Origin of the sequence: Filimonas lacunae (assembly GCF_002355595.1) — a bacterium.
Taxonomy (GTDB): domain Bacteria; phylum Bacteroidota; class Bacteroidia; order Chitinophagales; family Chitinophagaceae; genus Filimonas; species Filimonas lacunae.
Genome location: NZ_AP017422.1, coordinates 5,978,151 through 5,992,196, shown reverse-complemented (window position 1 = coordinate 5,992,196; position 14,046 = coordinate 5,978,151). Strand labels below are relative to the sequence as shown.

The following is a 14,046-nucleotide window of genomic DNA, read 5'->3' as shown; positions in this document are numbered from 1 at the left end:
GAAAAAAGCTTGTTGATATCTATATAAAGAAAAGAGCTACCTCTTTATACAGAGATAGCTCTTTAAAAAACAGACAGTATAGAAGAACGTGTTATTTTTTCACAGTTAAACCTGATGCATCTATGGATATAGGTTTTAATGCATCCAGTGCAGTTTTTAAAGTGGTCCATTTGGCGGCGCTTAATTCTCCGGTAACAGTAATAACACCATCTTTAACACTTGCTTTGGTTCCAGGATATTCTTTGATAAGCATGTCTACACTGGATTTAATTTGTGTATCTGTGGATGTAGACAATGCGGTAGTGTCGGCTGGCGGCGGAAGCACAGGTGCTACAGGGGCTATGGTAATACTGTTTACCACGCTTACTACTCCTTCTGTTGATTTAGTAAGTGTTTCGGCTGAGGTTCTTAGTGAGTCTTCCGGAACAGAACCCGATAAGGTTACTACACCATCTTTGGTGTCGGCCATTACTCCAGGGATAGGGCCTATTTTTTCTGCTACTGCCGCCTGAATTTCTGCGTCGGATTTTGTGCCTTTGCAGGCTGTCAGTACGCTAAATGCCATTAATCCTACAATGGCTGCTAGTTTGTTCATTTTCATAGTGGTAAACGGTATGGTTATAAAATAGATGACGGTGTTAACGGTGTTCTCATTATATATTGTAAGATGGTTTGCTGACCTTTAGTAACAACTTTAATACCAGAATGTTTGGGAAGCGGTTCAGGAGGCGGGGGCAGAGACGGGGAAAATATGTTGATTCGTGTAAGTGTTATACAATTTCTGCAACTAATAATGAAATAAAACCGAAGAATGGACCAGGCGCAGTTTTTACAATTGATAGACGGGCATCAGGGCATAATTCATAAGATATGCAGGTTGTATCGCGATTCTAAAGAAGACCGGGAAGATCTGTTCCAGGAAATTGTGTTTCAGCTATGGAAGTCTGCACCGTCTTTTAAGGGCGAAGCACAGTTTAGTTCGTGGCTATACCGGGTGGCGCTTACTACGGCTATTGCCGGCTTTAGAAAAAAACAGGTAAAGATTACTTATACAGATGTGTTGCCGGAAAAAGCAGATGTGCCTGTTAACCGGGACGAGCAGGAGCGTTTTTTTGCAGCTTTAAAGCAACTGGATGATGGCGATAAGGCGCTTATTGCTTTATACCTGGAAAACATGAGTTACCAACAGATTGCCGAAATAATGGGTATTACAGAAAACTATGTAGGCGTAAAATTGAACCGGATAAAAACTAAAATTCAACAACTATTAAAACTGATATAATATGAGTAATGATGTTTTAAAAGATATATGGAACAGCGCATCGGCTGATGCAGATAGCAAAATTGCTTTGCAGCAACTATTGGTACAAAGTAAGCATCCGGTATTTAAACGCATACGCCGGCAGATTGTGCTGGAAGTGATTAGCTTTACCTTGTTTTTATTAATATATAATGATGCGTTTGATGGCAATCAAAAGCCGGTATATGCGAATGTGCTGTTACTGGCGGGAATGCTGCTGGTGATAGCACACCATGTGTCTGGTTATTTTTTGTTCGGGCTGCGTGTGGCGGAACTGCCTGTTAAGGCTGTATTGGAAAACCGGATACATGCTTTACGCCGCTTTGCTATCCTGAGTGTAGCCTGCCGGCTGCTGGCGGCGGTTTGCTTACTGGTGTTTTTTATATCAGTGGTGCAGTTTACCATCGTAAAGTATTGGATGCTGGCGGGCATTGGATTGGTGTTTAGTGTGCAACTGGGTTGGCTGGGATTATTATGGAAAAAAAGAGTGGCAACGGTGAAAAATGCTGTAGATAGTTTGCAAATGTTGTGATTTTGCAAGTGTGTTTGAATTATGCAAGTATTGGTTTGAATGCTGCTTTTAAGCAGGGGATTGGCTTCTGTAGCTTTGTGTTATTAAAATTTATACACAATGAACAAACAGATATGGCTGGTTACCGGCGCATCAAAAGGATTGGGACTTACATTGGTAAAACGTTTATTACAACAAGGTTATAAAGTAATTGCCACCTCCCGCAATGCGGCAGACCTGCAAAAGGCAGCAGGCGCCCAAAGCGAACAGTTTTTACCATTGGTTATGGATATAACCAATGAGGATAGCGTGCGCAAAGGCATAGAAACAGCGGTAGCGCAATTTGGTGGTATTGATGTAATTGTAAATAATGCAGGTTACGGTGTAGTAGGTGCATTGGAAGAACTTACAGATAAAGAAGCCCGTCAAAACTTTGATGTAAACGTATTTGGTTCGTTAAACATCATTCGGGCAGCGCTGCCTTATATGCGTAAGAAGCGGTCGGGACATATCTTTAACATTGCATCCATAGGCGGTTTTACGGGCAACTTTCCGGGCTTTGGCATCTATTGTGCAGCCAAGTTTGCAGTACATGGCTTTACCGAATCTTTATCAGCAGAAATGAAACCGTTTGGTATAGATGTAACGGTGGTATCTCCCGGTTATTTCAGAACCAACTTCCTGGATGCAGGCTCACTGGGCATTACCAGTCAGCAAATTGAAGGATACGATCATGTGAGGGAAGTACAGAATGCACACCAGCATTCTATTAACAACAACCAGGCAGGTGATCCGGAAAAAGCTGCTGATGTAATGATTGAGGTTACTAAAATGGAACAGCCACCTTTACACCTTTTCCTGGGACAAGATGCCTACAACATGGCTGATGTTAAAATAGCCGCTGTGCAAAAAGATCTGTTATCGGTAAAAGAACTGGCTACAGCCACAGGCTTTGCCAACTAATACATAGAAAATGCCGGCCACATAGGCCGGCATTCTATTGAAAGCTCCCCTTTTCCAATAGTTAAGTTGTATGCAGGGCTTTACAGCTCTGCAATTCGTAGGTTACTGATATAAACGCGGGCTTTATTAAAGTCGGTATCGTCGGTACTGATGAAGAAGTATTTTGCAGTGGTGCGGTTAAACATATCAGCATCCAGCATTTTACATTTATCAAGGTATACGCGCATGTGTTGTCCTTCTATAGTAACAGACATATGAATAAGCCTGTTGCCAAAGTTGTTCAACGGAAATTTAAGTTCATTGTTGGTGTCTGTATCGTAGCTCCTGTTATTTACAAAGTTGTAGCTATAGTTGATATTAGTAACGGCACTGGTGTTTTCATTGTCAAAGCCATAGATATAGCCTGCGGCATTATTATCCCCTAAAAAACCAAACCGTATACTTTCCAGATTTTCGGGCTTGTCGCAACGGGTTAATAAATCAAATTCCAGGGTAAAATTTTTAGGCATGGGTAATAAGCTATCTATGCGATAGGTTGAACGGGGCCGCATACTTAACCATTTGCCGGGCACATCAGGCACGGTAGTTACTGCACCTGTACTATGTGTTTTCCAATGCTTAGGCATGGTGCCTGTTGTTTCATTTACAAGACTATCGGAGTAGTATAGTTTGGTGCCAGGTATAAATGTGAAAAGCTCTTCTTCATAAGGAAGCTTGCCTTTAGTCACTCCATTGCTACTATTATTTTCGTCGGAAGAAGTGGTGGTCGATTCTTTCTTTTTGCCGTTTAAAATATTGTCTGCTTTGGCGTTGGCTTTGTCCTCCAGTTTTTGCTGCAGTTTCTTAAAAAACTGGGCCTGTGCAGTTTGTGCCATAGTGCAGGAAATTACCAGCATGGCCACAAACAGGTTTCGCATAGTTATGTGTAATGGTTTCATGGTTCGTGTTTAAAGCGATAAAACGGGTGTGCTACTCCAAAAGTAGCCAAAGCCCTGCCGAAGCCATGGTGTTTAGATGCCTATTGAGCATAGGGGGCGATTGCTTGAGAATTTGCAGCGTGTTTATGATAATTTGCCCAGGTATTCCATCACGTTTGTTTTCTTATTCTGCGAAACGGGTACGGCTATATTGTTTTTCAGCACCAGCTGGTTGGTTTTTTTACGGTAAGCGGTAATATGGTGCAGGTTTACCAGGTGCGATTGATGCACACGCATAAACCCCTGGGTATCCAGCTTTTTCTCAAATGTTTTTAAAGGTTGTGATACCAGCAGTTCTTTCCCGTTTTCAAAATAAAAGCGGGTATAATTGTTGTCCGATTCAGCTTGTAATATCTCACTCAGCTTTACTATGTGAATGTCTTCCAGGGTAGTTAGCACTATCTTTTTATCGCCATCGGCAGGTTGGGTGGTATTGTGAAAAAAGGTTTCCAGGCGTAACCTGTAATCATCTTCATCAATACTGTCCAGCACTTTACTAATGGTACCTGTAAATTCCTGCGGGGTATAAGGTTTTAATAAAAAGTCCAGTGCACTAAAGCGAAAAGCCTGCACGGCATAATCGGCAAAAGCGGTGATAAACACTATTTTAAAACGCTGGTATCCCTGGTTGTATAAAGAGGTAAGTAATTCAAAAGAGTTGCCATCGGGCAGGTTTACATCCAGTATCAGCACCTGTGGCTGGTGTTGCTGAAAGGTGCTGCGCGCTTCTGCCAGGTTGGTAGCTGTGTACACCACCAGTTCAGGAAACTGCTGCTGAATAATGCTTTGCATCATCTGGCGGGCGCCTTCCTCATCTTCTAACAGTAAACAGCATATATGGTTAACCGGTTTGTTCATGGTTATGGCTCGTTGGCTTTAACAGGTATATACAAATGTACTGTTGTGCCAGGATAAGTGGTGGTGTTACTGGTGGGTTCTATTTGTAATCTTATTTTAAACAGATTGGTTTTGTTGAATTCTGCTATGCGCTGGTTTACAATGGTGCTACCCATGGAACGGTGCAGGGAATTGGGTGCGTGGTCTGTAGCAAGCTGTATACCTGTTCCGTTGTCTGCTATAGTAATGTGCAAAAACGGTGGCTGGGCTTCGGCACGCAATAACAATTTGCCGTTTTCCCGTTTTTTAACCCCATGTATAATCGCATTTTCTACAAAAGGCTGTAGCAGCATAATAGGAATGTCTATGCTGTCTGTTGCTAGCTCAGGACTTACCTGCAACTCAAAGTCAAAAGTGGGTGTGCCGGATTGTTGCAGGGTAATATAGTGCCGCAGCATTTCCAATTCTTCTTCCAAGGTGGTGTATTCTTTTTCCGAGTTTTCCAGTATCAGGCGCATGAGCCTGCTAAAGCTGGCCAGGTAAGTCATAGAATTGGCTGCGTCATTCTTATAAATATATTGCTGTATATGGTTGAGCGCGTTAAACAGAAAGTGTGGGTTTAACTGCACCTGTAATAATTGGCGTTTCATGCGTGACTGCTCCAGCAACTGCTTTACGCGCAGGTTTTTGAAACGCAGATATACAATGCCTGCCAGCAATGTGAGTAATAGAATAGCGCCTATAGCCAGCTGGATGATCTGCTTTTTCCGGGCTTTGTTTTCCGCTTCCAGTGTGTTAATGCGCTGTTGTTTTTGAGCGGTTTCGTAGGTGGTAGTGAGTTCGGCTACTTTTTGTTCGTATTGCTTTTTAGCAATAGAGTCTTTTACGGTATCGTATTGCTGAAAGTATTGCACTGCCTGCTGATAATTGCCGGCAGCGTTCATGGCATTGGCCAGGTTATATAACAATTGCTTTTTTTCGTTGAGGGTGGCGGTGGGCAAGGCCTGTTGATAATAGCTGACGCCTGCCGGAATGTTGCCGGATTGCACCAGGGCATAGCCTAGGTTATTGAGGGTGATAACAGACAACGGTTTTTTCAGCGAATCGCGTATGTGCATGCTTTGCTGTGCAGTGCTGATAGCTTGCGTCCAGTTGCTATTCTTTAGATAGTAATTACTGAGGTTGGTGTATAAAACTGCACTTACCATCGCAGCTTTCAGGTGGGCGGCCAGTGCCAGTGCTTCCTGGTGGGTGGGTAATATGTGTTGCTGGTTGCCGGCTTCCATATACACACCTGCCAGGTTTACCAGGGCCTTTAAGCGGTCTTTATCCGGCTGCTGTAAAATACTCAGTGCTTTTTGTAAGTAGGCTTCCGCCTGTGGAAAGTTGCGCAGGCGGGAGTATACAACGCCCATACCTATGTAGGCATCGGCTGTTTCTTTATTGGTGCTGTCCAGTTTATTGTAGCTAAGGCTGGTTAAATAGTGTTGTAGCGATTCATCAAACTGCTCACGCAATAAATAGGCTTTACCCAAGCCCAGGTGGGCTTTTTGCAGGGAGTATTTACCAATTGTGTTGCCAGCGGTAGCCATATATTGTTGTAGCAACTGAATAGCCGAATCGGGCTTGCCTTTGGTAATGAAAGTATCGGCCTGTGCTAATGTTTGCCGGCTTCTGGCATCAGAGGTAGAAGTGGTATCTGTGGCAGAGGGTTGGGCGTATGTAACAGGTGCACTGAGTATACATACACATACCAGGCATTTTTGTAAGAAGAGCAGCAACTTGTTCAAGCGTTTTCGAGTTTATGTAGGTTACGATTCGTCAAAAGTATTAATTATCGGTCTTTTTTAATCTATTCGCCGATGAAATTTGCCCGCTTGCAGGTAATTGGAAAAGCTGCATTTATCTGTTAACTTTAAAGTAACGCATGAACAGGAAGTCATTTATTCAACAGGCAGGCTTGCTACTGGCGGCCAGCTCTTTGCCCACCTCTTTTTTATGGCCACAAAAGAAGCAGGCTACCGGGTGGATTATTCCTTCTTATTTAAAAAAAGGGGATGTGGTGGGCATTACCAGCCCTGCCGGGTTTATTGCTGAAAAAGATATTCTAAGTGCTGTGCAGCAACTCACCAGCTGGGGCTTTGCTGTGGAAGTAGGCAAAACCATTGGCACACGGGAGGGTAGTTTGGGCGGAACGGACGAAGCACGTTTGGCCGACTTTCAATATATGCTGAATAACAGGCGCATCAAAGCCATTTTATGCGCCCGGGGTGGCTATGGTATTATACGCATCCTCGATAAAATTGATTTTTCTTCTTTGCGTTCCCATCCTAAATGGATCATTGGATTTAGTGATATCACGGTGCTGCATTGGCATATTCACCAGAATTATCACGTGGCTACCCTGCATTCTAAAATGTGCAACAGCTTTCCGGACGATTGGAGTAAGGCAGATGCTGTTCAAATGGCTACCATTCAATCTATACAACAAGCGTTAACAGGCGAAAAAATGACTTACTCCGCTATTCCTAACCTGCACAACCGCCTGGGCAAAGCCACCGGGCAACTGATAGGGGGCAATTTGCGCACGATTGAAAACCTGGCGGGTACCCGGTCGGATATAGAGGTGGCGGGGAAAATTCTGTTTGTGGAAGATGTGCATGAGAAGTTGTATAATATAGACCGGATGTTCTGGAGCCTGAAACGTACCGGCAAACTGAAACAGTTGAAAGGATTGCTGATAGGCGGTTTTAGTGTGGATGCCGATCTGGTGCCGGAAGAGGAGTTTCCCAAAGATATTTATGCCATTGTACAGGAGAAGGTAAAACCCTATACCTACCCGGTATGCTTCGATTTTCCGGTAGGGCACCAGCGTAACAATTTTGCATTAAAATGTGGTATGCAGCACCGTTTAACGGTAACGGCTACGGCTGCTGAACTGGAAACCCTGCGGTAAAGAACCGGGGAGATAAGCAGACACCTATTACCTTTGCGGCATGGCTACAGGTGATGCTGTTAATATTCAGTTTGATCAGGCGTATTCGTTTGTGAATTATAGCGCCCGTCATGTTTTTTTAACCGGTAAGGCGGGAACCGGTAAAACCACTTTTTTGCGGCATGTGCGCGACAACACTTCCAAAAAAATGGCTATTGTGGCGCCCACGGGTGTAGCGGCCATTAATGCCGGTGGTGTTACCATGCACTCCTTTTTTCATTTGCCCATGGGTTTGTATGTGCCTACGGAGCAAAGCGGCTGGAATGCTTCTAACGCGCCCATCACCAACCAACACACCCTGTTTAAGAACATCCGTTTTAACAAGGATAAAATTAAGCTGCTGAACCAGCTGGAACTGCTGGTAATTGATGAGGTATCTATGCTCAGGGCCGATATGCTGGATGCCATTGATACTATCCTGCGTCATTTTAGAAATAATCCGCGACCTTTTGGCGGTTTGCAGGTGCTGTATATTGGCGACCTGTTTCAGCTGCCCCCGGTAACGGGAAGGGAAGAATGGGAGATTATGAAAGAGCATTACCGCAGTCCCTTTTTCTTTGATGCGCATGTAATACGGCAGGCCTTTCCTGTATATATAGAATTGCAGAAAGTATACCGCCAGCGCGATCCGGTGTTTGTAAACCTGTTAAACAATATCCGCAACAACCGTTGTACACCGGCCGATCTGCAATTGCTGCAACAGCATTATAATCCGGCTTTTGTGCCTGCTGCGGAAGACAACTATATTATGCTTACCACGCATAATTTTAAAGCGGATGCTGTAAATCAGCAAGCCTTACAGCTACTGCCGGGCGAGTCACATACTTTCACTGCTGAAATAACCGGCGAGTTTTCGGAAAAGGCTTTTCCTGCCGAAAAAACATTGCAGCTGAAAGCAGGTGCACAAATTATGTTCATTAAAAATGACAAGGGCGAAAGCAGGCGTTACTATAATGGAAAAATTGGTGTGATAAAACGTATTGATGCGGAGGGTATTTACATTCATTTCCCCGGTGAGCCTGCTGAGTTTTTACTGGAAACGGAGAAGTGGAAGAATATACGTTACGATTATAGCGAGATGGAAGATAAGGTGAAGGAAGAGGAGTTGGGTAGTTTCTCGCAATACCCTATCCGTTTGGCCTGGGCGGTTACCATTCATAAAAGCCAGGGGCTAACGTTTGATAAAGCGGTGATCGATGCAGGCGCTTCTTTTGCACCCGGACAGGTATATGTGGCATTAAGCCGTTTAACCTCGCTGCAAGGGTTGGTGTTGCATTCTATTATTCATCCGCATCATATGTATGCCGATGACCGGGTGATGCCTTATATACAACAGAGTCAGGAAGGCGTAAACCTGGCCGAACTGCTGCTGGCTTCCAATGGCGAGTTTGTGAAAACATCGCTGGTGCAATGCTTTAACTGGAGCCTGGTGGTTACTGCCTGGCAGGATTTGTACGACAGCTTTGCCACCCGCCAAATGGCAGGTAAGCCCGAAGAGGTGTTGTTTATTCAGCTACAACTACGAAAGCTGGTATTGCAGCAGGATACTGCCCGCAAGTTTTGCCGCCAGCTGGAATTTCTGCTGGCTACGGGAAAGGAAGATAATTACAGGCAACTACAGGAACGCACACAATCGGCAGCGGAATATTTTGAAAAGCTGTTAACCAATGATATCATTACACCTTTGTTGTCGCATATTAAAGATCTGGCAGTAAAAGCGAAGCAAAAGAAATATATAGATGACTTGCAGAGTTTGTGGCTAACTGCTATGCGCAAAAAAGAAACGGTGCAAAAAGCAGTGCAGCTTACATCAGGTCTGGTAAATAATATCTCTACCCAGCAATTGCTGGATATATTAAATGCGCCCTCAGCTATACAAGGCGTGGTGCGTAAAAGTGGTGGTGGTAGCGAAGGCGCAGGTGCTGATAAAAAGCCCAGCAGGCTTGTTACGCTGGAAATGTTTTTGGAAGGCCAGCTGATAGAAGATGTGGCAGCAGCCCGGGCTATTACGGTTACTACGGCGGAATCGCATTTGCTGGAATGTATACGCATGAAAGAACTGCGGGCCACTGATATGGTCAGCCCAGAAAAAATAGCCGTAATTGAAGCGACGCTGGATGAATTGCAGGCCACTTTTTCGGGTCCGGTAAAAGAAAAACTGGGAGATGATTATTCCTATACCGAAATACGGGCAGTTATTTACGACAGACAGGCAGCAGCTATTACAGAGGAATAAAGTACAGGTGTTTTTATAATTTTATCTTTTAAACAAAGCGCATGTCAGTAGTTCCTCCTTATTTGAAGAAAGGCGATACGATTGGAATTGTGTGTCCTGCAGGTTATATGCCGGCAGACAAATTAATTAAGTGCATTGCAGCACTGGAAAGCTGGGGCTACCAGGTAAAGCTGGGTAACACACCGGGTAACCAGTTTCATTATTTTGCAGGTACGGATGAAGAGCGCCTGGCTGATTTGCAGGAGATGCTGGACGACGATAATATCAAAGCTGTTTTATGCGGCAGGGGCGGTTATGGCGTAAGCCGTATTATTGACCGGGTGAACTGGAAACGGTTTAAGAAAAATCCCAAATGGATTATTGGTTATAGCGATATCACTTTACTGCATGCACATGTGCAAACACAGTTAAAAACCGTGTCGCTGCATTCTCCTATGGGCGGAGCGTTTAACGATGCTGCGGAAGAGGATGTATACCTGCAATCGTTACGTGTTGCCATCTGCGGCGGAAAATTAAAATACAGCTGCGGTGGGCATGCCTATAACCGCACCGGCAAAGCCGAAGGGCAACTGATAGGGGGCAACCTGTCGCTATTGGTACACATGATCGGTTCTGCTTCTGATTATGATACCCGGGGCTGTATTCTTTTTATAGAAGATGTGGGTGAATACAAGTATAATGTAGACCGGATGATGATGCAGTTAAAACGTGCCGGCAAACTGGATGAGCTGGCTGGGTTAATGGTGGGTAGCTTTTCGGATATGAAAGATACGGTTATCCCGTTTGGCCAGGAAACAGAGGATATTATTTACGATAAGGTGCAGGACTATGATTACCCTGTATGCTTCGGCTTTCCGGTAGGCCATGTAAAGGAGAATTATGCCTTAATGGTGGGAGCTGAACATAAGCTGAATGTGAAAGAGGAGGAAGTGAAACTGAAATTGTTATAAGTTGGTTCGATGGCAAAACGCAAAATGTTTTGTGTTTTGCGCGTTGGACTAATAGAGTAGTAAAAAGCGTATTTTGTATTACAATACAAAATACGCTTTTCTACTTTTTAAGCTCTCTCATGTGCACTATTTAACCTCTTCGTACTTGTATTTCCGGTCTATGATATTATTCCTCTTTTCTATTAGTACAATACAAATGTGGCACTTATCTTTACATCATCCTAATTGATTGAATTTATCCTTTAATAGATAATTCCTATGACTTTTACCCAGCTGGAGTACATCGTAGCCGTAGATATGTATCGTCATTTTGCAGATGCAGCACAGCATTGTTTTGTTACACAACCTACGTTAAGCATGCAGATTCACAAGCTGGAAGAAGAACTGGGAGTTAAAATATTTGACCGTAGCAAGCAGCCTGTGCTGCCTACCGAAGCGGGCATTGAAATTATTGAGCAGTCGCGCCGCATTTTATCAGAAAGGAATGCGTTAACCGAAATGATCGATTCGCGCAAGGGTATTGTAAATGGTGAGTTGAAAGTAGGTATCATTCCCACCCTGGCGCCCTACCTGCTGCCTTTGTTTGTAACCAGTTTTACCAAAAAATATCCCCAGGTGCGGTTGGTGGTAAACGAGCTTACCACCAGCAATATTGTAACCAGGCTAAAGGAAGGTAAAATTGATGCCGGCATACTGGTAACCCCTTTACAGGAACAAGGGATTAAAGAAGATGTGTTGTTTTATGAGGAGCTGATGGCTTATGTGTCTAAAAACAACGAAGCCTACAAGAAAAGCTATGTATTGGCCAAAGATATAGATCCGGATAAGCTGTGGTTGCTGGAAGAGGGGCATTGTTTCCGCTCGCAGATCATAAATTTATGCGAATTACGAAGGTCGGGCAAAACTGCACATTTTGAGTATGAAGCGGGTAGTTTGGAAACCCTGCGCCGGATGGTAGATTTAAATGATGGCATTACTATTTTACCCGAACTGGCCAGCCTCGATATGATGGGGCAGCAACTGAAAATGATACGTCATTTTAAACATCCTGCACCAGTGCGCGAGGTGAGTATTGTAACCCATCGCGATTTTGTAAAGCGCAAGCTGGTAGAGGTGTTAAAGCAAACTATCCTGTTGAGTATTCCTGATAAACTGCGTAAGAATAAAAAACAACAGGTGGTTCCAGTACTGGACCACCTGCATGCATAAAAATGGTTGGTTATTGTATTACTTTAAAAGCCTTCGTCTACCTGCTCCGTAAATATGCGTTGTAGCTGTATGCTACGGGTTGGAGAAACGATCAGCGGGAATTTCTCTACTGTTACAAAACTAGGATCTAAGCCAAAGCCACGCTCTTCCGACAAGCTTATTTCTTTCAGCCAGAAGTGGAGTTTCATAATCACCTTTTCTATAAAAGGCAGTTCGTTATCGCTGGACAGGAATTTCTCCATTACTATAAACTGGAAATCGCCCACTACATTGTTGCGCTCCAGGCTTTCGTAACGGCTGGTAATGTTCACCTCTTTATTGGTTACCAGGTCTTCTACTACTTTACGCAGCATTAGGTTTATTTTTTGTTCCACACGGAAACCTAACCTGAATTCAATACGGATAATATCGTTCGGGATAATATGGTCTACTACATACTCGCAGGTATAGGGATCGTCTAATACATCTACGTGCACAAACCAGTATATGTCGGCCCTTTTGGGTTTTTTGTTGAGTATCGAGTAAATGATTTTATGCTCAATTTCGTTAGGGTTATTGGCACTGGTCATGTACACCAGGTGAGTGGCATATTTGTTAATAGACTTATCGTTGCTTAACTCCTGGATCATAGGCAGGTAATGTTCCAGTCGCACAAACTCCACGTACCTGTTTTTGATTTTACGGCTACGATACCAGATGTACATTACTGCAAACAAAGCGCCCCCAATAATAAGGGTTACAAAACCACCGTGTGGGAATTTTTCGAGGTTGGCTATTAAAAAGGATATTTCTATGGTAAAATATACGGCCAGGTATACGTAAATAAACACAGAAGCTACGCGATGCCCTACCATATAATTGGCAAACAGCAGTGAGGTGCTGATCATACATAGGGTAATTGCCAGGCCATAAGCGGCTTCCATGTTGGAAGATTTTTGAAAGAAGAACACCACGCCGGTACAACCTATAAATAACAGGGTGTTGATGCCGGGAATGAATACTTGTCCTTTCTCTTCAGTAGGATAGTTCACTTTCATTTTAGGCCACAGGTTTAAGCGCATGGCTTCGGCAATGAGGGTGAACGAGCCGGATATTAATGCCTGGCTGGCAATAATGGCCGCGCCGGTGGCTATTAAAATGCCTGGTATTTTAAACCAATAAGGCATAATGGCGTAAAAAGGGTTGTTTATCTGGGATGCTACCGCGTCGTTTACCAGCGTATTGTTGTAGTGTTGTAACAACCAGGCGCCTTGGCCCAGGTAGTTCAATATTAAACAGGCTTTTACAAAGCCCCATGAAAAACGAATGTTGCCCCGTCCGCAATGGCCCAGATCGGAATAGAGGGCTTCGGCCCCGGTGGTACATAAAAACACCGCACCCAGCAACCAGAATCCTTTGGGGTATTGGGTAAGCAGCTCAATGGCGTAATGGGGACTGAAAGCTTTTAAGATATGAATGTCGTCTGATATATGTGACAATCCCAGTACCGCCATCATGGTAAACCATATAAACATTACCGGCCCAAACATTTTGCCTATGGCCAGTGTACCAAACTGTTGCATAAAAAAGAAGATGGCAAAAATGCCTACCACCAGGTACACAATGGTACTTTGCTCAATGTCTTTAAAGTGGCTGATGGTGCGTAAGCCTTCAATAGCAGAGGTAACAGTGATAGGAGGGGTTATAATGCCATCGGCCAGAAGGGCTGCTCCCCCAATCATGGCGGGAATCACAAACCACTTTTTTTGCCGGCGCACGAGGGCGTACAGGCTAAAAATGCCCCCTTCGCCGTTGTTATCGGCTTTCAGGGTTAAAATCACGTATTTAACGGTTGTTTGCAGGGTAAGCGTCCAGATGATACAGGATAATCCTCCCAATATCAGTTGTTCGCTTATTACGCGGCCGTTGATGATAGCGTTGAGAACGTAAAGTGGGGAGGTGCCAATGTCTCCGTAAATAATTCCAAGTGCTATAACTAGTCCTGCTAAAGTAACCTTGTTTAACTGCTTGCCCACGAAAATGTGTATTGTGAATCTGGTAAATAATTAACAAATGTATAATGAAATTT

12 protein-coding genes are annotated in these 14,046 nt (G+C 43.9%); 7 read left to right on the top strand and 5 right to left on the bottom strand.

All coding sequences use genetic code 11. The features are described 5' to 3' along the window. Positions 1-91 precede the first annotated feature (91 nt). Positions 92-595: a BON domain-containing protein gene (locus FLA_RS23565; protein ID WP_159445045.1), complete on the bottom strand. Its 504-nt coding sequence runs from the start codon at positions 593-595 to the stop codon at positions 92-94. A 216-nt stretch (positions 596-811) separates the two neighbouring features. Here FLA_RS23565 and FLA_RS23560 point away from each other — a divergent pair, with 216 nt between their 5' ends. The 3 genes from FLA_RS23560 (at position 812) to FLA_RS23550 (ending at position 2,774) form a co-directional block, all read left to right on the top strand. Further along, positions 812-1,282 (top strand): RNA polymerase sigma factor, encoded by a 471-nt coding sequence (locus FLA_RS23560; protein ID WP_076374965.1) that lies wholly within the window; start codon positions 812-814, stop codon positions 1,280-1,282. Between the two features lies 1 nt (position 1,283). Beyond that, a complete protein-coding gene (locus FLA_RS23555; protein WP_076374963.1) occupies positions 1,284-1,832 on the top strand; it encodes a hypothetical protein in 549 nt (182 codons plus the stop codon). Between the two features lie 99 nt (positions 1,833-1,931). Further along, entirely contained in the window at positions 1,932-2,774 is an 843-nt protein-coding gene (locus FLA_RS23550) for an SDR family oxidoreductase (protein ID WP_076374961.1), read from the top strand. A gap of 80 nt (positions 2,775-2,854) precedes the next feature. On the opposite strand, the gene FLA_RS23545 is transcribed toward FLA_RS23550, so the two are convergent. The 3 genes from FLA_RS23545 to FLA_RS23535 all read right to left on the bottom strand — a co-directional run bounded on the left by FLA_RS23545 (position 2,855) and on the right by FLA_RS23535 (position 6,378). Then, positions 2,855-3,712: a hypothetical protein gene (locus FLA_RS23545; protein WP_096511263.1), complete on the bottom strand. Its 858-nt coding sequence runs from the start codon at positions 3,710-3,712 to the stop codon at positions 2,855-2,857. 123 nt (positions 3,713-3,835) lie between these two features. Then, positions 3,836-4,609, bottom strand: a complete 774-nt coding sequence (locus FLA_RS23540) for a LytR/AlgR family response regulator transcription factor (RefSeq protein ID WP_076374957.1) — start codon at positions 4,607-4,609, stop codon at positions 3,836-3,838. Between the two features lie 2 nt (positions 4,610-4,611). Then, complete coding sequence (locus tag FLA_RS23535) at positions 4,612-6,378, bottom strand: tetratricopeptide repeat-containing sensor histidine kinase (protein WP_076374955.1); 1,767 nt, start codon at positions 6,376-6,378, stop codon at positions 4,612-4,614. Positions 6,379-6,515: 137 nt separating this feature from the next. Here FLA_RS23535 and FLA_RS23530 point away from each other — a divergent pair, with 137 nt between their 5' ends. From FLA_RS23530 to FLA_RS23515, 4 genes are all read left to right on the top strand, one after another. Beyond that, the gene (locus tag FLA_RS23530; RefSeq protein ID WP_076374953.1) at positions 6,516-7,544 is read left to right on the top strand and encodes a S66 peptidase family protein; all 1,029 of its coding nucleotides are present in this window, start codon (positions 6,516-6,518) and stop codon (positions 7,542-7,544) included. A gap of 40 nt (positions 7,545-7,584) precedes the next feature. Next, on the top strand, positions 7,585-9,819 hold the full coding sequence (locus FLA_RS23525) for a helix-turn-helix domain-containing protein (RefSeq protein WP_076374951.1): 2,235 nt from the start codon (positions 7,585-7,587) through the stop codon (positions 9,817-9,819). A gap of 41 nt (positions 9,820-9,860) precedes the next feature. Beyond that, on the top strand, positions 9,861-10,769 hold the full coding sequence (locus FLA_RS23520) for a S66 peptidase family protein (RefSeq protein WP_076374949.1): 909 nt from the start codon (positions 9,861-9,863) through the stop codon (positions 10,767-10,769). 258 nt (positions 10,770-11,027) lie between these two features. Then, entirely contained in the window at positions 11,028-11,978 is a 951-nt protein-coding gene (locus tag FLA_RS23515) for a hydrogen peroxide-inducible genes activator (protein ID WP_076374947.1), read from the top strand. A 23-nt stretch (positions 11,979-12,001) separates the two neighbouring features. Here the strand turns inward: FLA_RS23515 and FLA_RS23510 are convergent, their stop codons facing one another. Continuing rightward, positions 12,002-13,993, bottom strand: a complete 1,992-nt coding sequence (locus FLA_RS23510) for a KUP/HAK/KT family potassium transporter (protein ID WP_076374945.1) — start codon at positions 13,991-13,993, stop codon at positions 12,002-12,004. Positions 13,994-14,046: the final 53 nt, after the last annotated feature.